Source organism: Rhodanobacter sp. 7MK24, assembly GCF_014842995.1.
Lineage (GTDB): Bacteria > Pseudomonadota > Gammaproteobacteria > Xanthomonadales > Rhodanobacteraceae > Rhodanobacter_A.
The window spans coordinates 359,343-386,194 of record NZ_JACYXL010000003.1 but is presented as its reverse complement, the minus strand read 5'-3'; the positions used below and the strand labels follow the sequence as shown (position 1 = coordinate 386,194).

The following is a 26,852-nucleotide window of genomic DNA, read 5'->3' as shown; positions in this document are numbered from 1 at the left end:
CCGCCTGCGGCCCGGGTACCTCGCGCTTGCGACGCTGGGTCTTGCGCTATGTGCCTGCAGCAGCCTCCGCTACTACGCGCAGGCAGTGCACGGGCAAGGCGAGTTGGTGCTGAGACGAGAGCCGGTAAGCAAGCTGTTGCGCAATCCGGCCACCGATCCGAAGCTCGCGGCGCGCCTGTCGCTCGCGCTCGCCGCACGCGAATTCGCTTCGCGGAAGCTGGGCCTTCCCGACAACCGCAGTTACACCAGTTACGTGGCGTTGCCTCGGCCGTACGTGGTGTGGAACGTGTTTGCCACCCCGCGCTATTCGGTGGAGGCAGTGCGGCACTGTTTCCCCGTGGCGGGTTGTGTTGCCTATCGCGGCTGGTTCAGCGAGGCCGCAGCCGAGGCCGATGCAGCGCGTCTGCGCAGCACGGGCGACGACGTATGGGTGGGCGGCGTGCCGGCGTATTCCACGCTGGGCTGGTTCGCCGATCCCATCCTCTCCAGCATGCTGCGCTGGGACGACGACGAACTGGCCGCCACGATCTTCCACGAGCTGGCGCACCAGCTGATCTATGCGAAGGGCGACACGGCGTTCAATGAATCCTTCGCCATGTTCGTGCAGACCGAGGGCCTGCGCGAATGGCGCGAATCGCGGGGCCTGCCGCCGGAGGATGGCCGCGCCCAGGCGATGGACGACGGCTTCACGAAATTGGTGCTGGATCTGCGCGACAGGCTGCAAGCTCTTTATGCCAGTCGCGCGGATCTTGAGGCGATGGAGGCGGGCAAGCAACGCGAGATCGCTGCGTTTCGCGAGCGCTATGCGCAGTGGCGCGATACGGACTGGCCGGGTGACCATCGCTACGACACGTGGATGACCAAGCCCATCAACAACGCCCGGTTGTTGCCGTTCGGCCTTTACGATCAGTGGACGCCGGCCTTCGCAGCGCTGTTCCGCGTGAGTGGCAGGCAATGGTCGGCGTTCTACGCGCGCGTGCGGGCGCTGGCTCGCGAGCCGAAGGCGGCGCGCGATGCGGAGCTCCATGCGCTGCTTCCTTGAGGGTCAATGCGCGGCCTTGTGTTTCGCCATGTAACGCAGGTAGGCAAGCACCGCGTCGAGGTCGGTATCGCTGAGCGATTCCTGGGTGGGGAAACCGATCATCCTTGCCTCGGGCCAGCGGCGCAGCGATTGCGGGTTGCGGATGTAGCCGCGCAGCAGATCCGCGCGCAGGTATTCGATGGGACTGTACGGCAGGTTGAGGTCGGGGCCAAGTTTCGAATCGCCCTCGCCGTTCATGGTGTGGCAGGCGAAGCAGGTGCGCTTGAATACGTCGAAGCCTCGGCGCACCTCGGCGGTTGCGCCGACCGCGGGCACGATGGCAGGAAAGCGCGCATCCACGCCCGAAAGCGTGCGGATCACGGCCAACTGGTAAGGCCACTGTTCCGGACTGACATGTACGCCCTGCGGATGCGTCCACACCAGGTAGAACGGGCCGGCGCCCTTGGCGTTTTCGGGCAGCGCTGGCCAGGGCCGCGCCGGATCTTCCACCGCCAGCCATGCCTGCGAACCCTGCTGGTTGAGTATCGTCGTGGCGGGAATTTCCGCCGCGAAGCCATCGGCGGCAACGAACTGCAGGTGCTGACCGGCACTCAGGCCCGGCAACAGCGCAAGCAGCGGCACGGCGCGATAGTGCATAGGGCGTCGGAACGCCACGTCGTCCGTAATCGTCATCGTGGTCGCATCGGCACGCGAAAGCAGCTCTGCGGTGCTCCAGGTTTTCGCGCCGTGGCCCAGGTCGATGCGCAAATCTGCCGCATGGACGAGCGGTAGCAGGCAGAGCCAGAGCAGGCAGCAGCAAAGCAGCGATTTCATGAAGGCACCGGCGATGGGAGGCGAAAACTCCGATTCATCTTCGCATGCCGGCATCAGCGCGAGTCCGCGTCGAGCCTCCTGGCCACGGCAGGATCGAGGCTGCGCATGAACGCTTCCACTGCAGCGGTGTAGTCCGAGGGCTGGCCGAGTTGCTCGTTGATCTCCTCGTGCGACAGATCTTCGGGTCGTACCTGCGCAAGCGTGCCCAGGCCCGCAGCCTTGGCCACGAAGCGTCGCGCCTGTGGGCAGGAATCTGCACGTTGCGTCGAACACACGGCGAGGAAGGGCGCGAGGCGCGAATCGAGTTGCTGCTGGGGCGAGGCCGCCGCCCAGTGGGAAGGATCGTTGCCGAATGCGGTGTCGTAGAGGCGCAAATGGCGGTTCTGCATGATCTCCGTCACATCGTAGGCGGCGCTGTCCAACGCTACGGTTCCCAGCCAGGGTGTGGCTCCCTGCCGCAGCGCCAGCGACGGCAGGGCGCTGATGAGGCTCACCAGATGCGCACCCGCCGAGTGACCCATCAGGATGAAGCGCAGACGGTCGCCACCCCAGCTGGCGGCCATGCGCTGCGCGGTTGCCAGCGCGAGGCCAAGATCCTGCGCCTGCCGCAAAGGTGTTGCCGCGGGTATCAGCGGGTAGTTTGCCGAGACCACGATGAAGCCGCGGGGTACCCAGCGCGCCACCTTGTTCTCCACTACCCGCGCGGAGGCCTTGTCACCGAATGCCCACGCTCCGCCATGCACCAGGAAAATCACCGGTGCGCCGCGCACAGGTTGCTGGGGCAGATAGACGTCGAAGCGTTCTTGCGCATCGCTGCCATAAGCCACGTCGTGGATGGCGCGTACGCCGGGTGGCAACACGGCCATGGGGTCTTGCGCACCCTGCTGTTGCAGGCGGCGCTGCATCAGCGCACGACGGAACATCCCTGTCTGCGCCGACGCAGACGGCGGCACCAGCATGGCCATGGCGATCGCGCCACCGAGCGCGGCGAGCCAGTTTTTGGGTTTCATGTCTGCTCTCCGGAAAGTGCACGGCTGCACGCTGGTCCGCTGGCCGTGACGACCACCGTGCACGCAGTTGAAGACTGTAGCGACGTGCGACGCGGACGGGGTTCGTTTCGTCAGCGTGGGCAGGAAATGGTGGTGCCGCTGGAGTCGGTGCAGGTTCCGGTGTGGGTGATGCCCTGGCCCTTGGTATAGCTCGTCTGGCCGGTATAGGTGTCGCCGGCGGCGTTGGTGATGGTGCTGTCATGGGTCGCGGTGCCGTTGGAGGCAGTCGTGCTGCCGTCGTAGCTGCCGCGCGTGCCGCTGGCCGTGGTCTGCCTGCTGCTGCTCCAACTGCCCGAACTGTTGCGCACATAGCTGCCGCTGCTGTCGTAGGAACCGCCAGCCGCATTGCTGCCGCTGCGCTGGAAGCTGCCCTGGGCGGAACCGTCGGCGTTCCGCGTGTAGTTGTTGCTGCCAGTGAAGCTGCCGCCGTTGACGCCATTGGCCTGAGTGCCGCCGCGGTGGCTGATGCTGCCATCCGGGTTCGCCGAGGTCACCGAGCCGTGCGTCACCGTGCCGTCGGCGCCGGAGACGCGCGTTGCGCGGAAGTGTTCGAGACCGCCCTGGCCGTTGCCAGTCGTGCCGCCCACGTGGCCTACCGTGTTGCCGTTGTGCTGAACGCGGAAGCCATGGACGCGCGCCTGTACTGGCAGGGTCGTGCCTGCGGCCAGGATCCCAATCAAGGCGAAGGAAGCAAGACGAGGGGCGTAGCAAGTGTTCATCGCGGAACTCCTGTGAAGGGGAGGGCCGGTCGCCCCGCCGGGCGACCGGTGCAGCGCGACTGTCGCGCAGACGCACCGCCAGAGTGTTTCCGCGCCGGTGCCAGATGTGAGCACCTGTTGCGGTCTGACCGTCCGGAAACAATTGCTTGCAATTGCCCTCACGGTCCGCTTGCCGTTGCCGCCGGACGCGCGGGATAGTCGCGCCATGGACACTCCCCACATCCTTGTCGTTGACGACGACCTGCGCTTGCGCGATCTGCTGGAACGTTATCTCGCCCAGCAGGGTTTCCATGTGCGCGGCGCCGCGCATGCCGCGGCCATGCATCGGGAGCTGGCCATGCATCACGTCGACCTCATCGTGCTGGACCTGATGCTCCCGGACGGCGACGGCCTCGAACTGTGTCGCGTGCTGCGTGCCCAGGGCATGGATATGCCCGTGATCATGCTTACCGCGAAGGGCGACGAGGTGGACCGCATCGTGGGGCTGGAGATCGGCGCCGACGATTACCTGTCCAAGCCATGCAATCCGCGCGAACTGGTGGCCCGCATCCGGGCCGTGTTGCGCCGCCGCCCGCGCGCTCCCGCGGGTGCGCCGCAGGCCGAGCGCGAACCGGTGTACTTCGGCCGCTTCAGCTTCGATCCGGCCGCCCGCCAACTGCGCGACGGCGACGAGTCAGTCAAGCTGACCAGCGGGGAGTTCGCCGTGCTGGCTGTCTTGGTGGACCATCCTTACGAGACGCTCAGCCGCGAGCGCCTGATCGCGTTGGCGCGCGGACGCGATCACGAGTCTTTCGACCGCAGCATCGATGTGATGGTGTCGCGGCTGCGTCGTTGCCTGGAGGACGACCCGCGGCGGCCGCGCTGGCTGCAGACGGTATGGGGCAAGGGTTATGTATTCGTGCCGGATGGCACGGCGCGGGACGGGGAGGGCGCATGAACCGCAAACCCACCACTTTTACGCTGGTACTGGCGCTGCTCGCGCTTGCGTTGCTGTTGGCGCTGGGCCTGTCCTCCGCGCTGTCGGTGCACTTCAACCGGCAGATCGCAGCCAATATTTACGGACGCCTCGCCAGCGCCACCGCGGTGGCCACCGACGAATTGGCGCTGCGCCACGACGCCGAGGCCGGACGCGTGCTTGCGCGGCTCGCCGAATGGGGCGTGCGTGTGGAGACAGGGACGCCGCCGCCGTCCACGGTACGTGTGGCCCCGGTCGCGCTGGCGGTAGGCAAGCAAGTCGGCGAGCAGTTGCGGCTTGCCGACCCTGCGCGCGTGGCAGTCGTGCAGACCCCCGATACGCACATCTGGGTTCCCAGCGCCCACGTGCCAGGCCAATGGGTCGTCATGAGCGAGCCGAGCAACCGAGCGCGGCTGCTGGCCTCGTCGGTAGGGATTGCCATGCTCGCCGGTCTGATCGCGCTCGTGCTTGCGGCCTTGCTGGCGCGCCTGTTGACGCAGCCGCTCGAACGGCTCGCCGGGAGCGCCGGTGCGCTGCTGGCAGGCGAGCCGGTGGCGCTGGACGGCAGCTCGCGCGAAGTCGAGCGCTTGGCCCAGTCGTTTCGCGAAGCGGGAGCGCGCCTGCGCGGCAGCGCCCGCGAGCGTGAATTGATGCTGGCCGGCATCTCCCACGATCTGCGCACGCCGCTGGCCAGGCTGCGGCTGGCGCTGGAACTGGGCGATGCCGCCGACCTGCAGCGCCGCGAAGCGATGGTGTCCGACCTCGAGGAGCTCGACGCCGCGTTGGAACAATGTCTTGCCTTTGTGCGCGACGGCCGCGACGAGGTTCCCGATGCCATCGATCTCGCCACTTTGCTTGGCCAGTTGCTGGGCTTGCGCCGAGAGCCCGATGCCTGGCAACTGGACGGCCCCGACAGCCTGCGCGTGGTCGCGCGCCCCCGCCTGCTGCGCCGCGCGATCAGCAACTTGATGGACAACGCCGAGCACCACGGCGCCGCGCCGTTCCGCGCGGTCATCGGCAGGGATGCGTGCGGTGTCTTCGTCAGCGTTGCCGACAAGGGGCTGGGCGTGCCGGAGCTGCTGCTGCCGCAACTCGGCCGGCCGTTCCTCCGCGGCGACCGCGCGCGCAGTACCGCCGGCACCGGTCTGGGCATCGGCATCGCTATGCGCGCTGCCGAGTTGCATGGAGGTGCGCTCGAACTCGCCAACATTTCCGGCGGCGGCTTCGTTGCCACGATGCGTCTGCCCGATCCTTCCTCTTCGCACTGACGAACCCTGGCCATGCTCCCGACTATCCGCTTCGCGCTCTTGTGCCTGCTGCTGTCGCTGGGCGTTCTCGCACCGGCGTTTGCCGGCGAGAACACGCTCTACACATTGCGTGCCGGCGGCCTCGAACGCAGTTACCTGGTGCACATGTCTCCCGGCAATGCGGACTCGCCACGCCCGCTGCTGCTGGTTTTCCATGGTGGCGGCGGTACCGCGCGCGGCATGCCGCGCTTCACCCATCTGGACGAGATCGCCGATCGCGAAGGCATGATCGTGGTCTATCCACAGGGCGTGGACCGGCATTGGAACGATGGCCGCGACTCGATCAAGCGCAAGGTGGATGACGTGGGTTTCGTGCGTGCGTTGCTGGACGACATGGAGAGCAACTTCGCCGTTGACCGCTCGCGCATCTATGCCGCCGGAATTTCCAATGGCGCGATCTTCGTCGAGCGGCTGGCCTGCGACATGTCCGACCGTATCGCCGGCATCGCGGCCGTGGCCGGCACCTTGGCGCGGGACTACCAGCCGCAGTGCCAGCCGCAGCATCCGGTGTCGGTCGTGCAGTTCGACGGCACCGCCGACCCGATCGTGCCCTACGCGGGCGGTGAGGTGGCCAATTTCGGCGGCCATGGCGAAGGAGGTCCGGTGCTTTCGGTCGATGCCACCACCGCGTTCTGGGCGCGCATGGATGGTTGCCCCGCGGCGGGCGCGCCGGCATTGCTGCCGCCGGAGGCGCCGCTCGATCCCACGCGGGTGTTCCGCAGCCAGTGGCGATCTTGCCGTGACGGCCGTGCCGTGGTGCTTTATTCCATCCAGGAGGGCGGCCATACCTGGCCTGGTGGGCCGCAATACCTGCCGAAGTTCATCGTGGGCCGTGTCAGCAGGCAGATCGACGCCAGCGAGACGATGGTGCGCTTCTTTCTCGACCACTCACGCGCCGGTTCCTTGGCGCGCGTCATGCCATCGCCGCCGTCGCCGCGGCTTGCTGGAAACTGAATCAGCCCCAAAAATTTGGTCGGATTACCTTGAACTTCAGCTTCATCGGCTACACTAAGCCTACGTATCGCCGTGAGGCGAAAGGAGACGAAGCAAAACATCGCATCGTCGAGGGGTCGGCCCCTCTCTCCCCTCTTGACGCGCCGACCTGACGAATCCCGGTAGCTACTCCCCTGGCTACCGGGATTTTTTATGCCCGCGATTCGGCTCCGGCATGGATAATCAACCTCTTGGCGCAACGGGCGCCGCCGTGCTGTACGGGCGACGCATGATTGTCGAATCGCTGCTGGACACCGATCTCTACAAGTTCTCGATGATGCAGCTGGTGCTGCATCACTACCCGGCCGCGCAGGTCGAGTACCGGTTCAAGTGTCGGAATCCGGGCATCGACCTGGTTCCGTACATCGCCGAGATCCGCGCCGAGCTGGAAGAGCTGTGCGAGCTGCGTTTCAGCGCGGAAGAGTTGGATTACCTGCGTGCGATGCGCTTCATCAAGAGCGATTTCGTGGACTTCCTGGGCCTGTTCCGGCTCAACGCGAAATACGTGACCATCGCACCGGCCGAGGCCAACAACGGCGAGATCGAGATCCGCATCAAGGGCCCCTGGCTGCATACCATCCTGTTCGAGGTGCCGCTGCTCGCCATCGTCAACGAGGTGTACTTCCGCAACACGCAGCCACAACACGATCTCGCTGAGGGCCGGCGCAGGCTGCAGGAGAAGATCGCGCTGCTGCACGGCACGCCTGGCTACGAGCACTGCCGCATCGCCGACTACGGCACGCGGCGGCGGTTCTCGCGCATCTGGCACGAGGAAGTTCTGGTTGCCTTGCGCGACGGACTGGGCACGCAGCTCGCCGGTACCAGCAACGTGTGGTTCGCCATGCGGCTGGGCCTCACCCCGCTGGGCACGCTGGCGCATGAGTACCTGCAGGCGCACCAGGCACTGGGCCCGCGCCTGCGCGATTCGCAGGTGGCCGCGCTGGAGGCCTGGGCGAAGGAATACCGCGGCGACCTCGGCATCGCGTTGTCCGATGTCTACGGGCTGGCCGCCTTCCTGCGCGACTTCGACATGTACTTCTGCAAGCTGTTCGACGGCGCGCGCCACGATTCCGGCGACCCGTTCGACTGGGGCGAGCGCATGCTGGCGCACTACCGCGCCAACCGCGTCGACCCGCGCGGCAAGGTGCTGGTGTTCAGCGACGGGCTGGACATACCCAAGGTGATGCAACTCTACGAACACTTCCGTGGCCGCTGCCTGCTGGCCTTCGGCGTGGGCACCAATCTCAGCAACGACACCGGGCCGACGCCGCTCAACATCGTGATCAAGATGATCCGCTGCAACGGCCAGCCGGTGGCCAAGCTCAGCGATTCGCCGGGCAAGAACATGTGCGAGGACGAGGCCTACGTGACCTACCTGCGGCAGGTGTTCGGCATTCCTGACACGCAGGGCTGACGCCGGGAGCGGAGCGTGTCTGCTCGTCATTCCGGGGCAGGCCGGAATCCAGTGGCCGCATAGCCCGGGCAAGCGTGACCGTTACTGGATCCCTGCCTGCGCCCGGATGACGGGTTTAGGTCGGGCCATGCTCGCAGCGGGCTTGCTGCGCCAATGCCCAGGCCACGTGCTCGCGCACGACGGGCGATGGATGGTCGGCGCGCGCATTGAGCGCCTCGCGCACCGCCGCCGAGACCGGTGCATTGCCCAGCGCCACCGCGATGTTGCGCAGCCAGCCTTCGTAGCCGGTGCGGCGGATCGCCATGCCTTCGGTGCGTTTCAGAAACTCGTCCTCGCTCCAGGCGAAAAGTTCGACCAGCTTCGCGCCGTCAAGGCTGTGACGCGGCGCGAAATCCGGTTCGTCGGTGTCCTGTGCGAACTTGTTCCACGGGCAGATCAGCTGGCAATCGTCGCAGCCGAAGATGCGGTTGCCCATGGGCGCACGCAGCTCCTCGGGAATCGTGCCCTTCAGTTCGATGGTGAGATAGGAAATACAGCGGCGCGCGTCGAGCCGGTACGGCGCCAGGATCGCCTGCGTGGGGCAGATGTCGATGCAGCGTCGGCAGGAGCCGCAATGCGCGCTGGCAGGGTCGTCCACCGGCAGCGGCAGGTCGGTGTACAGCTCGCCGAGGAAAAAGTACGAACCGGCACGACGGTTGATCAGCACCGTGTGCTTGCCGATCCAGCCCAGTCCCGCGTTGCGCGCCAGCGCCTTCTCCAGTACCGGCGCGGAATCGACATAGGCGCGGTAGCCGAAGTCGCCCACCACGGCGTGGATGCGTTCGGCCAGCTTCTGCAGGCGGTTGCGCATCAGCTTGTGGTAGTCGCGGCCCAGCGCATAGCGCGCCACGTAGCCGGCTTCGCCGTCGCGGATGACCTCCCAGGCATTGCGCGTGCCAGGCGGCACGTAGTCCATGCGCACCGAAATCACCCGCTGCGTGCCCGGTTCGAGTTCGGCTGGCCGCGCCCGCTTGGCGCCATGGCGCGCCATGTATTCCATCTCGCCATGGTGCCCATCGGCCAGCCAGCGCTCGAGGTGTCGCTCGTCCTCACCCAATGCCACGCCGCTTATGCCTGCTTCGGCGAAGCCCAATTCGAGCGCCCACTGCTTGATGTCGCGGGCGAGGGTGGCGTAGTCGATGGCGATGCTGGAAGGCATGCGCGCATTGTAGGTGCGCGGCGCTGCCTATAATCCGCGGCATGTGCGATCACCTTCATAGCCATCAGCTCTATACCGTCGCGCAGGTGCGCGAACTGGATCGCCGCGCGATCGAAGAACTGGGCGTGCCGGGTTTCGAACTGATGCGGCGCGCGGCGTGGGCGGCACTCTCCAGCCTTCGCCGGCATTGGCCGCAGGCGCGCCGCATCGCCGTGTATTGCGGGCCGGGCAACAACGGCGGCGACGGCTTCCTGCTGGCGGTACTGGCGCGCGAGGCCGGCCTGCAGGTGGACGTGTTCGCGCTGAATGAGGCGTCCGCGGGCGATGCCGCCACGGCCCGGCAGGCGTGGAAGGATGCCGGTGGCGCCGTGCGCCTTTGGCACTCGGGCGATGCCTTGCCTACCGTCGATGTCCATGTCGATGCGCTTTATGGGACAGGCTTGCGGCGTGCGCCCGAGACATCGGTGGCAGCGCTGATCGAAGCGATCAACGCCAGCGGTACGCCTGTCCTGGCGCTGGACGTGCCCTCCGGGCTGGATGCCGATACCGGTCGGACGCCCGGCACGGCGGTCCGCGCCGAACGCACGGTGAGTTTCATCGCGGCCAAGCGCGGCCTGCATACCGGTCGCGCGGCGAATGTCGTGGGCTCGCTGGAGCTTGATGCGCTGGGTTTGCCGGAATCGTTGTGGCGGGACGTTTCACCCGACGCACGGTTGCTGATGCCCGCGCACCTGCCGCCGCGCCTGCGTGACGCAAACAAGGGCACGAACGGCCACGTGCTGGCGATCGGCGGCGAGCACGGCATGGCTGGGGCGATCCGCCTGAGTGGCGAAGCGGCGTTGCGCACCGGCGCGGGTCTGGCCAGCGTGGCGACGCGCACGGAGCACCTGCTCGCGTTGAACGCCGCGCGTCCCGAGCTGATGGCACATGGCGTGGATGGCCCGCAGGCGCTGGAGCCGCTGCTGGCCCGCGCCAATGTGCTGGCCGTGGGGCCGGGCCTGGGGCAGGGTGCATGGAGCCACGCGCTGTGGCTCACCGCGTTGGACAGCGGCAAGCCGCTGGTGCTCGATGCCGATGGGCTCAACCTGCTGGCACGCGAGCCGCGCCGCTTCACGCAGCAGGCGGTGCTGACGCCGCATCCCGGCGAGGCCGCGCGCCTGCTCGGCGGCACGGTGGCCGAGGTGGAGGCGGATCGTTTCGCCGCCGCGCGCGCGCTGGCGCATCGTTTCCAGGCCGTGGTCGTGCTGAAAGGCTCCGGCAGCCTGATCGCCAATCCGGACGGACGTCTGAACGTTTGTCCCTGGGGCAATCCCGGCATGGCCGCGGGCGGCATGGGCGACCTGCTTACCGGCATCGTGGCGGCGCTGCTGGCGCAGGGCTGCGACGCCTGGCAGGCGGCCAGCCTTGGCGTCGGCCTGCATGCGCGCGCCGGCGACTGCGCGGCAAGGCAGGGCGAGCGGGGCCTGCTTGCCACGGATCTCCTCGCGCCATTGCGCGCACTGTGCAATGGAATCGACGCATGAACAGGCAACGCTGGGCATTGGCCGACGAGTCCGCCACCGATGCGCTGGGCCGCTGCTTCGCCGCCGCACTGGCCGGAGCCGGCATGGTGATCTACCTGCATGGCGACCTGGGTGCGGGCAAGACCACGTTCGCGCGTGCGTTGCTGGGCGCGCTGGAAGTGGGCGAGCGCATCAAAAGCCCCACCTACAGCCTGATCGAAGGCTATGCCGCCCAGGGGCGGCCGGCCTGGCATTTGGATCTCTACCGCATCGCCGATCCAGGCGAGCTCGAATGGCTGGGGTTGGACGCGCTGGCTGATCCCGCGGCGCTGGTACTGGTGGAATGGCCCGAACGTGGCCGCGGTGCGTTGCCGGCTCCCGATCTCACCTTGCACCTGGCTTACGCCGGGGCTGGCCGGCAAGTGCAGCTCGAAGCACATACCGCGCGTGGCCGCGATCTCTTGCAGCGCTTGCGCTGATTGAAGCCGGCAAGTCGCTATTTCTTCTGGAAAAACCCTCGTGGGCCTGGCGGGTGCTGGTGGCTCGGAGAATGGCAACTTGCGAGCCATAGCTAGATGTTGACTGATGAATGACCTGCAGGTCATGGATATTCAAAGGAAAACTTCTTGCTTTCCTGATCCGCCTGCGATTCAATGCGCCCCATGCGGGGATACCTGAACAGCTTGGGTGGGATAGTCGTCGTCGCTTTGGCCGCGGCGATGGCGCCCGTTGCCGCGCATGCGACCGATTTGATGGCGGCGCGCGTCTGGTCCGACGCCAGCCACACCCGGCTGGTGCTCGATCTGGATGGCAAGCCGAACTACCGCATCGATCGCCAGAGCGACCAGGTCGTGGTGGATTTCGCCCGCGGCCGGATCGCGGACGGCTATGCCGATCCGACAGCGCACGGCCTGTTTCGTGGCATCAGCCACAGCAGGCAAGGTGGCAGCCTGCAGCTCACCGCAAAGATGGCCGCTGGCAGCCAGGTGCGCAGCTTCGTGCTCGCGCCCAGTCAGGGTGACCATTACCGCTTGGTGCTGGATTTGTTGCCGGGTGGCGGTACGGGCGCAGCGGATGCTGCCGCCATCACCAAGCCCACCGGCGCCGCGGTCGCTGATGACGATGTGGCGGCCCCTTCGCCCGTCGTCGTGGCGGTGACCAATCGCCGCGGCGGCCAATCCATCGGTTCCACCCGGAGGGTCACCCAGCAGGCCGCCGCGTTGCTGAACGGCCAGCGCAAAGTGGTGGTGTGTATCGACGCCGGCCACGGCGGCAAGGACTCTGGCGCGATCGGTCCCGACGGCACGATGGAGAAGAATGTCACCCTGGCGGTGGCGCGCGACCTCGCGGCGCAGATCAACAAGCAGCCGGGAATGACGGCCATCCTCACCCGCGACAGCGATTACTTCATTCCGCTGGAGCGCCGCTACCAGATCGCACGCGAGCACGATGCCGACCTGTTCGTCGCCATCCACGCCGACTCCTATCTCAGCGGCGATGCGCGCGGCTCCTCGGTGTGGGTGCTATCTTCGCGCGGCAAGAGCTCGGTGGCGGCGCAGATGCTGGCCGACCGCGAAAACAGCTCCGACCTGATCGGCGGCGTATCGCTGAGCGACCAGAGCGATGGCCTCGCCAAGGTGTTGCTGGATATGCAGCAGGGCTGGGCGGTGCAGGCCAGCGACGTGGTCGCCGGCAACGTGCTCAAGGCGCTGGGGCAGATCGGTCCAACCCACCGTGGTTATGTCGAGCGTGCCAACTTCGTGGTGCTGCGTTCGCCCGACGTGCCTTCGATCCTGGTCGAGACGGCCTTCATCAGCAATCCGGACGAGGAACAGAAGCTGCGCGACCCCGGACACCAGCAAGCGTTGGCCGCGGCGGTGATGAGCGGCGTGAAAAGCTACTTCGAATCTTCGCCGCCGCAGGGCAGCTGGTTTGCGGCACAGGCCGCGCAGCGCAGCGGCGTTCAACTGGCTTCGGCCAAGTCCGGTCGATCGGATGGTGGCGACGATGGCGCTTCGGTCGCCGATGCCTCACCCGTCGCCGACGCCGGCGTACGCGACCTGCATCGCGTGGGCGAGGGCGAAAGCCTGCGCAGCATCGCGCGGCAATACGGCATCAGTGTCGGTGCGTTGAAGAGTGCCAACCACATCGACGGCAACGTGGTGCGCACGGGCACCGTGCTGGCCATTCCCGCAGGTTGATCCGGCGGCCTGATCGCCCCAACTGCTAAAATCCGCGGATGCCTGTCATCCGCCCGCTGCCTCCCGAGCTCATCAACCAGATCGCCGCCGGCGAGGTAATCGAGCGCCCTTCGTCCGTGGTCAAGGAACTGGTCGAGAACAGTCTCGACGCGGGCGCCTCGCGCATCGAGGTGGACATCGAGCAGGGCGGTGCACGCCTGATCCGCGTGCGCGACGACGGCGGCGGCATCGCGCCCGATGAACTGCCGCTGGCGGTGGCCTCGCATGCCACCAGCAAGATCGGCAGCTTCGACGATCTCGAACATGTCGCCAGCATGGGCTTCCGTGGCGAGGCGCTGGCCTCGGTGTCCTCGGTGGCGCGCTTCGCGCTCACCTCGCGCCTGCGCGAGGCAGACGCCGCGTTCCGCATCGAAGTGGATGGCGGCAGGCTGCAGGCCGCGCGCCCTGCGCAGCATCCGGCCGGTACCAGCGTGGAAGTACGCGACCTGTTCTACAACGTACCCGCGCGCAAGAAGTTCATGCGCGCCGAACGCACCGAGTTCGCGCACATCGACGATCTTCTGAAGTCACTGGCGCTGGCGCGTGGCGGCGTGGAATTCCGGCTCAGCCACAACGGCAAGCCGGTGCGCATCTGGAAAGCCGCGCGCGATGCGCAGGCGCAACTGGCGCGCGTGGCCGAAGTGCTGGGCGATGATTTCCCCGCCCAGAGTCTGCGCGTGGATCACGCCGCCGCCGGCATGCGTCTGTCCGGCTGGGTTGGCCTGCCCACTGCCTCGCGTTCGCAGGCGGACCAGCAGTACTTCTACGTCAACGGCCGGCTGGTGCGCGACCGCGTGGTGGCGCACGCGGTGCGCCAGGCCTACGCCGACGTGCTGTTCCACGGACGCCATCCGGCCTTCGTGCTGTATCTCGAACTCGATCCCGTTGGGGTGGACGTCAACGTGCATCCGGCCAAGCACGAGGTGCGTTTCCGCGAGCAGCGGCTGGTGCACGACTTCCTGTACCGCACCTTGCACGAGGCGTTGGCGCAGACGCGCGCGGGGCAGGTGGAATCGCATGCGCAGGACGACGATGGCCGCCTGCACATGAGCACCGCGGGAGCGGGCGCCATGCATGCGCACGCTCCCGGCCTGCCGTCCATCGCACGTACCGCAGTGTGGCCAGCGCGCGCGGAGCAGAACCGCCTTGCGCTTGGCGTGCGCGACGAGCCGCTGGCCGATTACGCGGCCTTGCTGGGCGAGTCGCCGCGCTCCGCATCTGCCGCGGTGGCGATGCCCGTCGCGGAGGAGGGCGAAGCGCCGCCATTGGGCTACGCGATCGCCCAGCTCAAGAGCATCTATGTGCTCGCCGAAAATGCGCAGGGCCTGGTGCTGGTGGACATGCACGCCGCGCACGAGCGCATCACCTACGAGAAGCTCAAGGCCGGCCGCACCAGCAGCAACCTGCGTTCGCAGCTGCTGCTGGTGCCGCTCAATCTTGCAGTGAGCGCGAAGGAGGCCGCCGCCGCGGAGGAGCACGGCGATGCGTTGGCCGAATGGGGTCTGGAGCTGTCGCGCAGCGGTCCGTCCGGTGTGGTGGTGCGGCGCATTCCCGCCTTGCTCGAAGGTGCCGATGTGACGCAGCTGACCCGCGACGTGCTGGCCGAACTCGCCCAGCACGGCAGTTCTCGCCGCCTGCAGGAGCTCGAAAACGAGCTGCTTTCCACCATGGCCTGCCACGGTTCGGTGCGCGCGGGGCGGCGCCTCAGCCTTCCCGAGATGAATGCGCTGCTGCGCGAGATGGAGGCCACTGAGCGCTCCGGGCAGTGCAACCACGGCCGTCCCACCTGGACGCAGCTGTCGCTTTCGGAACTGGACCGGTTGTTCATGCGCGGGCGATGAGGGCGTGCTGGATGTCCGCTTGCCTGTCCGGCATTTGGACGTCCATACTCGGACTTTCATTGCCGCGGATCGTCCCCATGTCGCGAATCGCCGCCGTCCTGTTCGCCTCGTTTTTCGGAGTCGTTGCCGTGTCTTTTGCCGAAACCCCCTCGTCCTATACGCACGAAATCGAACAATGGCGCGCCGACCGCGTCGCGCGGCTCACCGGCCCGGACGGCTGGCTCAGCCTGATCGGACTGGAGTGGCTGCACGAAGGTGCGAACCGCGTGGGCAGTGCCGCGAACAACGACATCGTGTTGAAAGCCGGTCCTGCGCATCTTGGTACGGTGACGTTGGCGGCGGACGGCGCGGTACGCGTTGCGCTGGACAAGGACAGCGGCGCCACCGTGGACGGCAAGCCTGTCGCCGAAGCTGCGCTGGTCGACGACATGCATGCTGCCGCGAACAGCGGCCCCACCATCGTGCGTTTCGGCAACGCCAGCTTCTTCGTGATCGACCGCGACGGCCGCAAGGCGCTCCGGGTGAAGGATGTCGACGCCGAGGCGCGCCGCGGTTTCCTGGGCATCGATTACTTCCCCATCGATGCGTCCTGGCGCATCGAGGCCGACTGGGTGCCCTTCGTGCCGGAGCACGATCTCGAGATCGGCACCGCCATCGGCACCATCGACAAGGTGAAAGTACCCGGCAAGGCGGTGTTCCGGCGCGACGGCCACACGTTCGAGCTATTGCCGTACCAGGAAGAGCCAGGTGGCGAACTGTTCTTCGTGATCGCCGACAAGACCTCGGGCAAGGAAACCTATGGCGCCGCACGTTTCCTCTACGCGGCGTTACCTGCCGGAGGCGTGGCCACGCCCGGCAAGGTCGTGCTGGATTTCAACAAGGCCTACAACCCGCCTTGCGCATTCACTCCGTTCGCCACCTGCCCGCTGGCGCCGCCGGAGAACCGTCTCGACGTCGCGGTGACGGCGGGCGAGAAGAAGTATCGCGGCGGCCATCACTGATCGCCGCTTTTCGCAGCGATCAGGATCAGGGGCCACGCTCGGCTTTCTGGCTTATCGTCCGCTGAATGCTGCCTTGCGCTTTTCCAGGAAGGCGTTGGTGCCTTCGCGCATGTCCTCGGTCGAAAACATCAGCGAGAAACCCTGCGTTTCGAATTCCAGCCCCTGGTCGAGCGAGGCCTCGCCACCTTGCAGCACCGCATCGAGGATGCCGGCGGCCGCCAGTGGTGCGGCGGCGGCGAGCTGGTCGGCCAATGCGTTCACCGTATCGTCCAGCGCCTCCGGTGCCACCACGCGGTTGACGACGCCCAGCTCGTAGGCGCGTTGGGCGTTGATCGTCGCGCCGGTGAGGCACAGTTCCAGCGCGGCGCTGCGGCCGGCGAGACGCAGCAGGCGCTGGGTGCCGCCGAAGCCGGGGATCAGGCCCAGGTTGATTTCGGGCTGGCCGAACTTCGCCTTTTCGCTGGCCACGCGCAGATGACAGGCCATCGCCAGTTCCATGCCGCCGCCCAGCGCAAAGCCCTGGATGCGTGCGATCACCGGTTTGCCGAGGCGCTCGATGCTCGTCATCAGGCGTTGGCCGGTACGCGAAAAGCCTTGTGCCTGTACGGGCGTGTAGCCGTTCATCTCGGCGATGTCGGCGCCGGCTACGAAGGCCTTTTCGCCCGCGCCGGCCAATACCACCACGCGCACGGCGTCTTCCTGCGCGGCCTGGGCGAAGGCGATGGTGAGTTCGTTGAGCGTGTCGCGGTTCAGAGCGTTCAGCTTGTCGGGGCGGTTCACCGTGATGATGCGCACCGCGCCGCGGTTGGCGATTTCCAGGTTGCGATAGGCCATGGGCCGGTTCCAGTGCTGCCGAAACGCTTATGGTAACAGCGGGAACCTTTGTGGCTGCGAGAGGTTCTCAACCTGCACTCGGCGGGCGAAACCCTTACGATGTGGCGCCTTGGTACGCGATGGAGAACGGCATGATTCGACTGCGTTGGTTGCTGCCCTGCCTGTTGCTGGCCGGCGTCGCGCATGCGCAGGATCAGGCGCAGTTGCCGGCACCGGTGAAGCTGGACAAGGTCAAGCTTTCCTACGCCATCGGCTACCAGATCGGCAGCCAGTTCGCTGCGGGCCGCAACCAGCCCGGCGTACCGGAAATCGACATCGCCACGTTGCAGCGCGCGATCCAGGACGCTTACGAGAAGCGCCAGCCCAGCGTGTCGATGCAGGCGATGCACCAGCAGTTGAGCTCCCTCAACCAGCAGTTGCGCACCGACGCGCAGGTCGAGTTCGAGCAGATCGCGGAAGCCAATGCACGCAAGAGCGCCGCGTTCATGGTGCGCAACGCCAAGCAGCCCGGCGTGATCCGGCTGCCCTCCGGCATCCAGTATTCCGTGATCAAGCGCGGCGACGGCACCGCCACTCCCATGGCCACCAGCACGGTGGTGGTGGACTATCGCGGCATGCTGGTGGACGGCACCGAATTCGACAGTACCTGGGCGCACAATGCGCCAGCGAGCATCACCGTGGATCACATGATCCCCGGCTGGCGTGATGTGATCCCGCGCATGCACGTGGGTGACCGCTGGAAGGTGGTGATCCCGCCGCAGCTCGCCTACGGCAAGGAAGGCCAGTTGCCGCGCATCGGCCCCAACGAGGCGCTGGTGTTCGAGATCGAGCTGCTGGCGATCAAGCCACCTGCATCCGACCAGGATTCGCACTGAGAGGGCGCTTGTCCCTGCTGCTAAAATCGCAGGGTCATGCCGAACGAACTTCCCACCGCACCGCCGCCCGTGGCCACGCCGTGCATCGGCGTCTGCCAGCTGGATCCGCAGGGTTACTGCATCGGCTGCCGCCGGACGATCGACGAAATCGGACGCTGGCGTGCGATGAGCGACGCCGAGCGCCTGCGCGTGATGCGCGACGTGCTGCCCGCGCGGAAGCACCCATGAACGACGATCTGCTGCAGGCGCTGTTGCCGCTCTCCACATCAACCGACACGCCCGGCTGGAACCACGCCGACATGAACGAGCTGCTGGGTACGGCACAGCGTCGCCCCGCGGCGGTCTTGCTGGCCTTGCGCGATGGCGAATCGCCGCTGGTGGTATTCACTGTCCGCACCGACAACCTGCAATCGCATGCGGGGCAGGTGGCGCTTCCCGGCGGCCGGGCGGACCCCGGCGATGCCGACGCGCTGGCCACCGCGCTGCGCGAAAGCGAGGAAGAGATCGGCCTGGATCCTGCCCAGGTCACGCCGCTGGGCTACCTCGACAACTTCGATACGATCAGCGGCTACCGCATCACGCCGGTGGTGGCGCGCATCGCAGAGCACAGCCAGTTGAAAGCCGCGCCCGCCGAAGTCGCCGAAGTGTTCGAGGTGCCGCTGGCGTTCTTTCTCGATCCGGCCAATCTGCGCCGCTACACCATGGAATTCCGCGGCCATCGCCGCGAAATGGTGGAGTTCGTGCACGGCGGCCATCGCATATGGGGCGCCACTGCGGCGATCCTGCTCAATCTGCTGAAGAGGATGGGACGCGCATGAAGACCACGTTGATTTCCGCGACCGAACTCGCCGCGCTGCCACCGGATGCGGTGCTGATCGTCGATTGCCGCATGGATCTCGCCGATCCTGCGCAGGGCCGCCGCGACTACCTTGCAGGCCATATCCCAGGCGCCGTATACGCCGAGCTGGACACCGACCTCTCCGACCTTTCGCTGCAATCGCAAGGGATGGGGCGCCACCCGCTGCCGTCGGCGGAAGCGTTTTCCGCCGTGCTCGGCTGCTGGGGCTGGCGGCCGGGCCTGCAGGTGGTTGCCTACGACGCGGGCAACGGTGCATTGGCCGCAGCGCGCCTGTGGTGGATGCTGCGCTTTGCCGGCGAACGGGCCGTGACGGTGCTCGATGGAGGCTACGCTGGATGGCAGAGAGCAGGCCTGCCGGTGGAAACCACTGTGCCGCTGCGCGCGGCGACCTCGGTCGCCGTGCAGTTCGATCCGGCCCAGGTCGTGCTCGATCACACCGCCTTGCACGCGGCACCTGCGCCGCTGCTGATCGACGCCCGCGCCGCGCCGCGCTACCGCGGCGATACCGAACCGCTCGATCCCGTCGCGGGCCATGTGCCCGGTGCGCGCAATCGCCCCTTCGCCGACAACCTCGCCGCCGATGGTCGTTTCAAGGATGCGGCGGAGCTGAGGCGCGATTTCCTCGCCGTACTCGGTACGCGAGCTCCTGCCGAAGTCGTGCACATGTGCGGCTCCGGCGTCACTGCGTGCCACAACCTGCTGGCGATGGAACACGCCGGCCTCGCCGGCTCACGGCTCTACGCGCCGTCGTGGAGCGGCTGGGTGAGCGACCGCTCGCGACCGGCGGCGACGGGCGAGGAGTGATCGCTGCATTTCGCGCATGGCGCGGAACGCGGAAGCATCGCCGACTCCGGCAACCGGTGTCTCACGGGAAGCGCGAATGACCACCCCGGCACGGCAAGACAATATCCGCATCGTCGGCTTCGACCCGCGCTGGCGCACGGCGTTCGCTGCGCTAAACATCGAATGGCTGGAGCACTGGTTCGTGGTCGAGGACTACGACCGCGAAGTGCTTGGCAACCCCGAGGGGCACATCCTCGCGAATGGGGGACACATCCTTTTTGCCATCGGCGAGGACGACCAGGCGCTCGGTACCGTCGCGTTGAAATACGAGGGCGACGGCGTCTACGAGCTCACCAAGATGGCGGTATCGCCCGAGGCGCGCGGTCGCGGGGTCGGTCGCCTGCTGATGGACGCAGCACTGGACTTGTACCGCGGGCTTGGTGCACGCGAACTGTTCCTGGAGTCCAGCAGCCTGCTCGGGCCGGCGCTGGCGCTGTATGAGAGCGTCGGCTTCCGACATCATCCCGCGCCACGCGCGGGGTCACACTACGCTCGGGCGGATGTGCACATGATCTGGGAACCCTAAGCGGGTTCAGCCTTTGCTCTTGAGCCTGGCCGCCAGCGCTTGCAGCGTGGCCTGCGTCTGCGGGTGATAGAAGCCTTCGACGAACTCACCGATGGGCAGCGTATCCAGGTCGGCATAGGTGGCGATGAGGTCGGCGCGCGCGACGCGGCGGGTGGCGAGCATGGCGTGCGGGGGCAGGGCGAGCAACCCGTTCATCCAGTGCAACGCGCGCGTCACCACCTGGTCGATGCCGGTGGTTTCGTCCACGAAGCCGCAGGCCAGCGCCTGTTCCGCGTCGATCATCTCGCCGGCAACCAGCAATCGCTCCGCGCGGTAGGCGCCCACCACGCGGCGCAGCGCGAGCTGGATGCAGTCGGGCACGGCAAGCCCCACCTGCACTTCGTTGAGGCCGATCTTGTAAGGCCCTTGCGCCATCACGCGGTAGTCGCACATCAGTGCCATCACCGCACCGCCGGCGGGACTGTGGCCGGTGACCGCGGCAGCCACCGGCACCGGCGAGCAGGCCAGCACGGAGGCCGTGGCGAAGAATTCGCGCCAGAAGGCCTGCACGCCGGCGCGGTCCGCATGCAACAGTGCCGGCACGTCTACGCCGGCGGAAAACATGCCAGGCACGCCGGAGAGCACGATGCCGCGTGCGCCATCGGCCACTGCCTTGTCCAGCGCGGCATGCAGCGTTTGCAGCAACTCCAGGTTCAGTGCGTTGACGGGCGGTCGTGCGAGATGGACTTCCGCAACGGCATCGTGATGGATGACTTCGATCATGGGATTGCTCCGGTCAGGGCTGCGGTTGCTGTTCCGCCGTCCAGGCGTAGTGCACGGCATAGTCCAGTACGGCCTTGCCGCCGGCTGGTACGTCGATGCGGAACTCCAGCGTGTCGGTGGTCTGCTTGCTGGGCGGCGTACTGGACGAAGCCAGCTTCCATTCGCGCCAGCGGTTGGGATGCTCGCGCACGGTGACGGTGCGCGCGCTGTCGCCGGCATTGGTGAGGGTGATGCGGAAGGCTTCGTCCATCGTGCGGCCAGCCTTGTCCACGTGGAAGGCGGTGCGTTCGCGCGTGGAGCGAAGATCGAAGGCGCTGCCCAGCTCGATGGTGGCGGCGCTGCCCTTGGGCGTGTCGCTGATGCGTCCTTCGCCGATGAATTGCGGGGTGCCGTGGCTGTCCTGCGTGAGCACGCGCAGGTAGCCGGCGGGCAGGCTGTCGAAGGCGGTGAACTTGAGCGTGCTGACGACGTTGCTTTCGCCGCCCGCGACGGGATCGGAACTCAGCATTGGCTGTTCGGGTTGCCAGACGCCGCCGCTTTCCACGAGATTGGTGCGTTCGCATGAAAGCGGGCGCGTGTCGTACAGCGGCACCTGGCTCACGCTGCCGTCGGGCAGGTTCACTGGAGACGGCAACGTGTAGCTGCGGTAGTTGTCCATTTGCTCCTGCTGCGGCTCCGTCTTGGCGGAGAACGAAAGAGCGGCTGCCCTCATCATCATCGGGCGCGGTGCGGAAGGCTTGGCGAAGTTCGGCTCGCCCGCGATCAGGGTGAGCTTCGCGTCGTTCCAGTCGCGCCCGCTGCGGTTAGCGATGCTGGCGCGCGATTCGAACTGCATGCGGCAACCGTTGTTGCCTGGCTGCAGTGCGGCCACGTAAGCGGCGCGCCAGCCCAGGCCGGAAGTGGGATAGCTGAGCACGGCCTCGCTGTTGCCGCCACGCGCGGCATCCACACGCAGGCGCAGGCTGGAGCCGGTGGGGAAATCGCCGCCGTTCACGCGCACGCCGGCGTACTGGCGGATCCAGGTCGTGCCCAGCACGCTTTTGCCGGAGACGCTTTCAATCATCAAGCCATCGTTGCTGACACGCTTCAATGTGCCAGTGGCAAGTGCCTCGCCGTTGTCACCCAGTATGGTGACCTCGCGGCCGATCAGGCCGGTCAGTGCGGCGCTCTCGCCCTGGCCCAGCAGCAGGCGCTGAGAAACCACTTTCGCGCCGCCATCGGGAAAGCCCAGCGCCAGCGCTTCGGCGTCGAGCTGGTCGGGCAGGTCGCCGAGGGTGATGTCCTGCACGCCGGGCTGCAGGGCGAGCGCGCGGCGCTCGCGGATCACCGCGTAGCCGTCGCTGACATTGCCGTCGCCGCTGCTGGCGTACAGCGCCGTGCTGTCGCTGCGGTAAAGCGTGATGTCGGCGCCACTCGCGGCAGGCGTGGCCGCGCCAACGGGCATGGCGACGGCGAGGCCGGCGACGCAGGCCAGTGCGAGGGCCGACAGGGCGGGCTGGTTCATGGCAGGGCTCCTTGCGTGGGAAGAGTTGCAATGAAGATCATGCACGGACTGTTGCGGTTTCCATCGCGTCCGGAGCTGTATCGCACGGCATCCGTTCATCTGAAGGCAGTCGAACAGCGAATGGATGGAGGGAGCAGGGCGCGTCGCATGCCCAGCTCCTTATTCGCTTTCAAGCCATCCATCGCTTCATCGTTTTTGCGTCGCCGTGCCGTAATGCAGGATGTCGGAGATTTCCGCGGTGGCTTTGCACAAGGCGGCGATGGTGCGCTGCTGGGTCTGCGCGGAGGCGCGCTGCGCGATGAAAGGCACGGTGAGCGCACACACGGCGCGACCGTGCTGCAGCACCGGCGCCGAGAGGTCGGTGACCGCGTCCACCACGTGGCTGCGCGCGCAGGCATAGCCCTGGTTGCGCACCTGCGCGAGTTGGCGGACCAGCTTCTTGCGGTCCAGGTCGGCCTCCTGGCCGGCGATGACGTCCAGCCAGTGCTCGCGCAGCTGTTCGTCCTGGAAGGCCAGCAGCACGTGGCCGGAGGTGGATTGAGACATCGGCCGGCGATGGCCGATGCGCACCACCAGGGCGATCTCGCCCGGCGGGTCGGCGCGGGCGATCACCACGATCTGGTCGCGCGAGGGCACCACGAGATGGCAGGCCTGCTCGGTGGTTTCGGCGAGGCGGTGCATCACCGGCAGTGCGGCTTCGATGGCGCTTTTCACGGGCGGCTGTTCCATCGCCAGCAGGAACAGCCGCGGCGTGATGCTGTAGCCGCCGTCGCCTTCCGTGCGTGCGAGGTAGTCGCGTTCCTCCAGCACCTGCAGCATGCGGAAGATTTCGCCGCGCGAGCGGCCGACGCCTTCGGAGATTTCCACGATGCTCAGCGGCTTGTGCGCGCTGGCCAGCAGTTCGAGGATGTCCAGGCCCTTGTCGAGCGCGGGAGCGCGGTATTTGGGAGCAGGCTTCGTCATGATCTTGCTAGCTTGCCGCATGTGGTGGACGACTTCCATGCGGAGGGGCATGTTGCAGCGCGTCTTTGCGCTGGTGAATAACTGTTTCATATTTGCACTGCCGTGTCCGGCATCTGTGAGTCGCAACGGGAGATCGGGGTGGATGCACGAATGACGACGGAATATCCGGCCATGTCGGCCACCGATGCGCCGCAAGGCCTTCGCCGCTGGCTGCCATTGTTCCTGATCGTTGGCCTGTTCTTCCTGTGGGGTGCCGCCAACAACCTCAACGACGTGCTGATCGCGCAGTTCAAGAAGGCCTTCGTGCTGGACGATTTCCAGGCGGGCCTGGTGCAGAGCGCGTTCTACCTCGGCTATTTCCTGGTGGCGATGCCGGCGGCGATGTTCATGCGCCGCTACGGTTACAAGCAGGCGGTGGTGCTGGGGCTGGTGCTGTACGGCGCGGGGGCGCTGCTGTTCTGGCCGGCGGCGGAGCTGCACACCTATGGCGTGTTCCTGTTCGCGCTGTTCGTGATCGCCACCGGGCTGGCCTTCCTGGAAACCTCGGCCAACCCGTTGATGACGGTGCTGGGTACGCCCGATGGCGCGACGCGCCGGCTCAATTTCGCACAGGCGTTCAACCCGCTGGGCTCCATCGCCGGCGTGCTGGTCGGCCAGCATTTCATCCTCGCGGGCGTGGAACACACGCCGGTGCAGTTGGCTGCGATGAGCGCCGCCGAGCGCGCCACGTATTACGCGGATGCGACGCACGCGGTGCAGCTGCCTTACCTTTGCATCGGCCTGGTCGTGCTGGCCTGGGCCGTGCTGGTGTTGCTGGCCCGCTTCCCTGCGGTGACTGCGCCGCATGCGCTTGCAACGCATGCCACCGGACGCGATGGCGTGCTGGCGCGGCTGCTGCGCGATCGCCGCTTCACCGGTGCGATGGCGGCGCAGTTTTTCTACGTGGGCGCGCAGGTCGGCGTGTGGAGCTACACCATCCGCTACGTGCAGGCGACGATGCCGGGCACGTCGGCAGCGTCGGCAGCCAACTTCATCCTCGCCGGGCTGGTGTGCTTCATGCTCGGCCGCTTTGCGGGCACGGCGCTGATGAAATACCTGGCGCCAGTGCGCCTGCTGCTGGCATTCGCGCTGATCAATGTCGTGCTTGCGCTGTATGCGCTGGCTTGGCCCGGCCTGAGCGGCGCCCTCGCGCTGGTGGCCTGCAGCTTCTTCATGTCGGTGATGTATCCGACCATCTTCGCGTTGGGCGTCGAAGGCATGGACGACGACGAGCGCAAGCTCGGTTCGGCCTTGCTGGTGATGACCATCATCGGCGGCGCGGTGCTCACGGCGGCGATGGGCAAGGTGTCCGACCTCGCCGGCATTGCGCGTGCGCTGAGCGTGCCGGCGCTGGGTTTCGCTGTGGTGGCCTGGTTTGCATGGCGGCGGCTGCCGCGTGCCGGCAACGCGGGGGGCTGATCGGTGCCTCGCCTCTACTACGCGCTCGATCTGCACGACGATGCGGCGGCCATCGCCGAGTACGAAAACTGGCACCGCCCCGATGTGGTCTGGCCGGAAATCGTTGCCTCGATCCGAGCTGCGGGCATCGAGGACATGGAGATCTTCCGCACCGGGAACCGGCTGGTGATGGTGATGCAGGTGCCCGACGGCTACGACGCCGCGGGCAAGCAGGCGGCTGATGCGACCAACCCGCGAGTGCAGGCCTGGGAGCGGCTGATGGATGGTTATCAGCAGCGCCTGCCGTGGGCGAAGCCGGGCGAAAAGTGGGTGGCGATGCGCGGGATTTTCTCTCTGAAAGACGCGTTGGCGGCGCCCGGAACCAGTCGTTAGTGTCAGTGCGAGATCATCAGCTCTTCCCTGGCCGGCAGATCGGGGTGCGTGCGCCGGTGCAAGTAACAAAGCGGTTTCGGTCGCCTGCCGGCGCCCGAGTTACCTCTCTTCGCTGGCCCACTCCGCCGCAGGAGCGGCGGCGAACATGAAGGGCGGAGGGCAGGGTGCCCGGAGTGAAGAGAGAGGTAACCCAGAGAAACGGCCTGAGTTCAATCCGCCGGAACTACGAGCAGGCCGCGCCGAGGATTTCGGAATCCTTCTTGCCTACGCGATTGACGGCGTGGCCCACCGCGCCGTATCTGGGAACTGAGGGGACTCGTTTCCAGCGCGGGATGTACCAGGGTTTTGAGTGCGTTCTCAGCGAGGGTTGGTGGTGACAACCAGCACGGTATCGATCGGATCGAGTGGCTTGGCGGGCAACTGCACATCAAGCTGCGTGCCGTGCTGGGTGAACTTGAGCGGGGTGTGCCGCGGATCGGCCAGCAGGTAGGCGCCGGTGGCGTGAATGTTCGCGTCGGCGACGTGGAACGAGCTTCCGGGCCATTCGAGCAGGTGGATGTAGACCTTGCCGGGCCGGCTGGTGGCACGCCAGTCCCAGGTGGGCACCCATGCAGGTTTGCCGTCGGAATCCTTCTGCGTGGTCGAGTAGCTGCCATGCGGATCGGCGAATGGCGTGGGGTGCGTGCCGTAGATCGATTCGCCGTTGATCTTGAGCCACTGGCCGATGGCCTGCAGGCGTTCGGCTTCGGCCGCGGGAATCACGCCGTGCGCGTCGGGTCCGACGTTGAGCAGGTAATTGCCGCCCTTGCTGGCGATGTCGACCAGGTTGCGCAGCAGCACGGTGGTCGACTTGAAATCGGTGTCGGCGGACTTGTAGCCCCAGGTGTCGTTGATCGTCATGCAGGTTTCCCAGTCCTTGCCGGGAAAGCCTTGCGGCGGGATGTGCTGCTCGGGCGTCTCGGTGTCGCCTGCGTAGCCGCCGCCCAGCCGATTGTTCCAGATCAGCTGCGGATACCGGTCGAGCAGCTTCACGATCTCTGAGGCTAGCTGCGGCGTCATCTCGCGGGTGGGTGTATCGAACCACAGCACCGCCGGGTGGTACTTCACCAGCAGTTCCTTGATCTGCGGGATCGCCTTGGTCTGCAGGTAGGTGGCGAAGTCGCCGTCCTGCGCCTTGTCCCAGTGGCCGCCGATCGCGGCGCCGCCCGGCGCGGTCCAGTCCTGGTCCTGCGAGTAGTAGACCCCGAACTTGATGCCCTGCCGCTTCGCCTCGTCGGCCAGTGCGCGCAGCGGGTCGTGCTTGAACGGCGTGGCGTCGACGATGTTGAACGCGTTCGCCTTGGAGTCGAACATCGCGAAGCCGTCGTGGTGCTTGGCCGTGATCACGATGTACTTCATGCCCGCGGCCTTGGCCAGCGAAACCCAGGTATGCGCGTCGAACTGCATCGGATCGAAGCGCGCGGGCAACTGTTTGTACTCGGCCACCGGGATGCGCGCGTCGTGCATGATCCATTCGCCCGCGCCGTCCACCGGCTTGCCCTGCCACACGCCTGCGGGCACCGAATACACGCCCCAGTGGATGAACATGCCGTAGCGTGCCGCGCGCCACCAGGCCATGCGTGCGTCGCGCTGCGCCGGCGTTTCGGTGTCCTGGATCGCGGCGACCGGATGCGTGCCGGCGTTTGCCGGCGTCGCGGCGTGCGCCATGGCGCACGTGGAGGCGAGGGCGCAGGCGAGGGCGGATTTCACGAGGCGATACGGCATGTTCATCATGCGACTCCG

The 26,852-nt window shown here is 66.9% G+C and carries 24 protein-coding genes and 1 pseudogene; 16 read left to right on the top strand and 9 right to left on the bottom strand.

Features of this window, described 5'->3' with window-relative positions; all coding sequences use genetic code 11:
* Window positions 1-34 precede the first annotated feature (34 nt).
* Window positions 35-1,042 carry an aminopeptidase gene (locus IHE49_RS08235; RefSeq protein WP_225578309.1) on the top strand — a complete coding sequence of 336 codons (1,008 nt, stop codon included), beginning with the start codon at window positions 35-37 and terminating at the stop codon, window positions 1,040-1,042.
* Window positions 1,043-1,045: 3 nt separating this feature from the next.
* Here IHE49_RS08235 and IHE49_RS08230 read toward each other — a convergent pair whose 3' ends face one another.
* From IHE49_RS08230 to IHE49_RS18630, 3 genes are all read right to left on the bottom strand, one after another.
* Window positions 1,046-1,855: a cytochrome c gene (locus tag IHE49_RS08230; RefSeq protein WP_192156695.1), complete on the bottom strand. Its 810-nt coding sequence runs from the start codon at window positions 1,853-1,855 to the stop codon at window positions 1,046-1,048.
* Between the two features lie 53 nt (window positions 1,856-1,908).
* Window positions 1,909-2,865 carry an alpha/beta hydrolase gene (locus IHE49_RS08225; RefSeq protein WP_192156693.1) on the bottom strand — a complete coding sequence of 319 codons (957 nt, stop codon included), beginning with the start codon at window positions 2,863-2,865 and terminating at the stop codon, window positions 1,909-1,911.
* 110 nt (window positions 2,866-2,975) lie between these two features.
* Window positions 2,976-3,623 carry a hypothetical protein gene (locus IHE49_RS18630; RefSeq protein ID WP_192156691.1) on the bottom strand — a complete coding sequence of 216 codons (648 nt, stop codon included), beginning with the start codon at window positions 3,621-3,623 and terminating at the stop codon, window positions 2,976-2,978.
* A gap of 205 nt (window positions 3,624-3,828) precedes the next feature.
* On the opposite strand from IHE49_RS18630, the gene ompR reads away from it, so the two are divergent.
* The 4 genes from ompR (at window position 3,829) to pncB (ending at window position 8,292) form a co-directional block, all read left to right on the top strand.
* Window positions 3,829-4,560, top strand: a complete 732-nt coding sequence (ompR, locus tag IHE49_RS08215) for a two-component system response regulator OmpR (protein ID WP_192156689.1) — start codon at window positions 3,829-3,831, stop codon at window positions 4,558-4,560.
* A complete protein-coding gene (locus tag IHE49_RS08210) occupies window positions 4,557-5,846 on the top strand; it encodes an ATP-binding protein (protein WP_192156687.1) in 1,290 nt (429 codons plus the stop codon). The genes ompR and IHE49_RS08210 overlap by 4 nt, the downstream gene beginning before the upstream one ends.
* A gap of 12 nt (window positions 5,847-5,858) precedes the next feature.
* Entirely contained in the window at window positions 5,859-6,839 is a 981-nt protein-coding gene (locus IHE49_RS08205) for a PHB depolymerase family esterase (RefSeq protein WP_192156685.1), read from the top strand.
* A 268-nt stretch (window positions 6,840-7,107) separates the two neighbouring features.
* Window positions 7,108-8,292, top strand: a complete 1,185-nt coding sequence (pncB, locus tag IHE49_RS08200; protein WP_192157110.1) for a nicotinate phosphoribosyltransferase — start codon at window positions 7,108-7,110, stop codon at window positions 8,290-8,292.
* Window positions 8,293-8,407: 115 nt separating this feature from the next.
* On the opposite strand, the gene queG is transcribed toward pncB, so the two are convergent.
* Window positions 8,408-9,490: a tRNA epoxyqueuosine(34) reductase QueG gene (queG, locus tag IHE49_RS08195; protein WP_192156683.1), complete on the bottom strand. Its 1,083-nt coding sequence runs from the start codon at window positions 9,488-9,490 to the stop codon at window positions 8,408-8,410.
* Window positions 9,491-9,531: 41 nt separating this feature from the next.
* Between queG and IHE49_RS08190 the strand changes: the two genes are divergently transcribed.
* From IHE49_RS08190 to IHE49_RS08170, 5 genes are all read left to right on the top strand, one after another.
* Complete coding sequence (locus IHE49_RS08190) at window positions 9,532-11,013, top strand: NAD(P)H-hydrate dehydratase (RefSeq protein WP_192156681.1); 1,482 nt, start codon at window positions 9,532-9,534, stop codon at window positions 11,011-11,013.
* Window positions 11,010-11,471 (top strand): tRNA (adenosine(37)-N6)-threonylcarbamoyltransferase complex ATPase subunit type 1 TsaE, encoded by a 462-nt coding sequence (gene tsaE / locus IHE49_RS08185; RefSeq protein WP_192156679.1) that lies wholly within the window; start codon window positions 11,010-11,012, stop codon window positions 11,469-11,471. The genes IHE49_RS08190 and tsaE overlap by 4 nt, the downstream gene beginning before the upstream one ends.
* 204 nt (window positions 11,472-11,675) lie before the next feature.
* Complete coding sequence (locus IHE49_RS08180; RefSeq protein WP_343227558.1) at window positions 11,676-13,193, top strand: N-acetylmuramoyl-L-alanine amidase; 1,518 nt, start codon at window positions 11,676-11,678, stop codon at window positions 13,191-13,193.
* A 38-nt stretch (window positions 13,194-13,231) separates the two neighbouring features.
* Window positions 13,232-15,073 (top strand): DNA mismatch repair endonuclease MutL, encoded by a 1,842-nt coding sequence (mutL, locus tag IHE49_RS08175; RefSeq protein ID WP_192156675.1) that lies wholly within the window; start codon window positions 13,232-13,234, stop codon window positions 15,071-15,073.
* Window positions 15,074-15,150: 77 nt separating this feature from the next.
* Window positions 15,151-16,074 carry a DUF1684 domain-containing protein gene (locus IHE49_RS08170; RefSeq protein WP_192156673.1) on the top strand — a complete coding sequence of 308 codons (924 nt, stop codon included), beginning with the start codon at window positions 15,151-15,153 and terminating at the stop codon, window positions 16,072-16,074.
* A 51-nt stretch (window positions 16,075-16,125) separates the two neighbouring features.
* Here IHE49_RS08170 and IHE49_RS08165 read toward each other — a convergent pair whose 3' ends face one another.
* Window positions 16,126-16,908 (bottom strand): enoyl-CoA hydratase-related protein, encoded by a 783-nt coding sequence (locus tag IHE49_RS08165; RefSeq protein WP_192156671.1) that lies wholly within the window; start codon window positions 16,906-16,908, stop codon window positions 16,126-16,128.
* A 131-nt stretch (window positions 16,909-17,039) separates the two neighbouring features.
* Here IHE49_RS08165 and IHE49_RS08160 point away from each other — a divergent pair, with 131 nt between their 5' ends.
* The 4 genes and pseudogenes from IHE49_RS08160 (at window position 17,040) to IHE49_RS08140 (ending at window position 20,011) form a co-directional block, all read left to right on the top strand.
* A complete protein-coding gene (locus IHE49_RS08160) occupies window positions 17,040-17,783 on the top strand; it encodes an FKBP-type peptidyl-prolyl cis-trans isomerase (RefSeq protein WP_225578281.1) in 744 nt (247 codons plus the stop codon).
* Window positions 17,784-17,819: 36 nt separating this feature from the next.
* Window positions 17,820-18,601 (top strand): annotated as a pseudogene (locus IHE49_RS08150) (DUF1289 domain-containing protein).
* The gene (locus IHE49_RS08145; RefSeq protein ID WP_192156665.1) at window positions 18,598-19,446 is read left to right on the top strand and encodes a sulfurtransferase; all 849 of its coding nucleotides are present in this window, start codon (window positions 18,598-18,600) and stop codon (window positions 19,444-19,446) included. The pseudogene IHE49_RS08150 and the gene IHE49_RS08145 overlap by 4 nt, the downstream one beginning before the upstream one ends.
* 76 nt (window positions 19,447-19,522) lie before the next feature.
* Window positions 19,523-20,011, top strand: coding sequence for a GNAT family N-acetyltransferase (locus IHE49_RS08140; protein ID WP_192156663.1), 489 nt, complete (start codon window positions 19,523-19,525; stop codon window positions 20,009-20,011).
* Between the two features lie 6 nt (window positions 20,012-20,017).
* Here IHE49_RS08140 and IHE49_RS08135 read toward each other — a convergent pair whose 3' ends face one another.
* From IHE49_RS08135 to IHE49_RS08125, 3 genes are all read right to left on the bottom strand, one after another.
* Entirely contained in the window at window positions 20,018-20,773 is a 756-nt protein-coding gene (locus IHE49_RS08135) for an enoyl-CoA hydratase/isomerase family protein (RefSeq protein ID WP_192156661.1), read from the bottom strand.
* A gap of 13 nt (window positions 20,774-20,786) precedes the next feature.
* Window positions 20,787-22,277: a DUF4139 domain-containing protein gene (locus IHE49_RS08130; protein ID WP_192156659.1), complete on the bottom strand. Its 1,491-nt coding sequence runs from the start codon at window positions 22,275-22,277 to the stop codon at window positions 20,787-20,789.
* A gap of 186 nt (window positions 22,278-22,463) precedes the next feature.
* Window positions 22,464-23,243 carry an IclR family transcriptional regulator gene (locus tag IHE49_RS08125; protein WP_192157106.1) on the bottom strand — a complete coding sequence of 260 codons (780 nt, stop codon included), beginning with the start codon at window positions 23,241-23,243 and terminating at the stop codon, window positions 22,464-22,466.
* A gap of 168 nt (window positions 23,244-23,411) precedes the next feature.
* Here IHE49_RS08125 and fucP point away from each other — a divergent pair, with 168 nt between their 5' ends.
* Together fucP and IHE49_RS08115 are read left to right on the top strand one after the other, a co-directional pair.
* Window positions 23,412-24,698, top strand: coding sequence for an L-fucose:H+ symporter permease (fucP, locus tag IHE49_RS08120; RefSeq protein WP_192156657.1), 1,287 nt, complete (start codon window positions 23,412-23,414; stop codon window positions 24,696-24,698).
* Window positions 24,699-24,701: 3 nt separating this feature from the next.
* Window positions 24,702-25,070: an L-rhamnose mutarotase gene (locus IHE49_RS08115; protein ID WP_192156655.1), complete on the top strand. Its 369-nt coding sequence runs from the start codon at window positions 24,702-24,704 to the stop codon at window positions 25,068-25,070.
* 357 nt (window positions 25,071-25,427) lie between these two features.
* Here the strand turns inward: IHE49_RS08115 and IHE49_RS08110 are convergent, their stop codons facing one another.
* On the bottom strand, window positions 25,428-26,840 hold the full coding sequence (locus IHE49_RS08110) for an alpha-L-fucosidase (protein ID WP_192156653.1): 1,413 nt from the start codon (window positions 26,838-26,840) through the stop codon (window positions 25,428-25,430).
* Window positions 26,841-26,852: the final 12 nt, after the last annotated feature.

Bases quoted from the DNA above. Each gene is read 5' to 3' on its own strand.
- IHE49_RS08230 (WP_192156695.1), bottom strand. From the start codon at position 1,855: ATGAAATCGCTGCTTTGCTGCTGCCTGCTCTGGCTCTGCCTGCTACCG.
- IHE49_RS08225 (WP_192156693.1), bottom strand. From the start codon at position 2,865: ATGAAACCCAAAAACTGGCTCGCCGCGCTCGGTGGCGCGATCGCCATG.
- IHE49_RS18630 (WP_192156691.1), bottom strand. From the start codon at position 3,623: ATGAACACTTGCTACGCCCCTCGTCTTGCTTCCTTCGCCTTGATTGGG.
- ompR (WP_192156689.1), top strand. From the start codon at position 3,829: ATGGACACTCCCCACATCCTTGTCGTTGACGACGACCTGCGCTTGCGC.
- IHE49_RS08210 (WP_192156687.1), top strand. From the start codon at position 4,557: ATGAACCGCAAACCCACCACTTTTACGCTGGTACTGGCGCTGCTCGCG.
- IHE49_RS08205 (WP_192156685.1), top strand. From the start codon at position 5,859: ATGCTCCCGACTATCCGCTTCGCGCTCTTGTGCCTGCTGCTGTCGCTG.
- pncB (WP_192157110.1), top strand. From the start codon at position 7,108: ATGATTGTCGAATCGCTGCTGGACACCGATCTCTACAAGTTCTCGATG.
- queG (WP_192156683.1), bottom strand. From the start codon at position 9,490: ATGCCTTCCAGCATCGCCATCGACTACGCCACCCTCGCCCGCGACATC.
- IHE49_RS08190 (WP_192156681.1), top strand. From the start codon at position 9,532: ATGTGCGATCACCTTCATAGCCATCAGCTCTATACCGTCGCGCAGGTG.
- tsaE (WP_192156679.1), top strand. From the start codon at position 11,010: ATGAACAGGCAACGCTGGGCATTGGCCGACGAGTCCGCCACCGATGCG.
- mutL (WP_192156675.1), top strand. From the start codon at position 13,232: ATGCCTGTCATCCGCCCGCTGCCTCCCGAGCTCATCAACCAGATCGCC.
- IHE49_RS08170 (WP_192156673.1), top strand. From the start codon at position 15,151: ATGTCGCGAATCGCCGCCGTCCTGTTCGCCTCGTTTTTCGGAGTCGTT.
- IHE49_RS08165 (WP_192156671.1), bottom strand. From the start codon at position 16,908: ATGGCCTATCGCAACCTGGAAATCGCCAACCGCGGCGCGGTGCGCATC.
- IHE49_RS08160 (WP_225578281.1), top strand. From the start codon at position 17,040: ATGATTCGACTGCGTTGGTTGCTGCCCTGCCTGTTGCTGGCCGGCGTC.
- IHE49_RS08145 (WP_192156665.1), top strand. From the start codon at position 18,598: ATGAAGACCACGTTGATTTCCGCGACCGAACTCGCCGCGCTGCCACCG.
- IHE49_RS08140 (WP_192156663.1), top strand. From the start codon at position 19,523: ATGACCACCCCGGCACGGCAAGACAATATCCGCATCGTCGGCTTCGAC.
- IHE49_RS08135 (WP_192156661.1), bottom strand. From the start codon at position 20,773: ATGATCGAAGTCATCCATCACGATGCCGTTGCGGAAGTCCATCTCGCA.
- IHE49_RS08130 (WP_192156659.1), bottom strand. From the start codon at position 22,277: ATGAACCAGCCCGCCCTGTCGGCCCTCGCACTGGCCTGCGTCGCCGGC.
- fucP (WP_192156657.1), top strand. From the start codon at position 23,412: ATGTCGGCCACCGATGCGCCGCAAGGCCTTCGCCGCTGGCTGCCATTG.
- IHE49_RS08110 (WP_192156653.1), bottom strand. From the start codon at position 26,840: ATGAACATGCCGTATCGCCTCGTGAAATCCGCCCTCGCCTGCGCCCTC.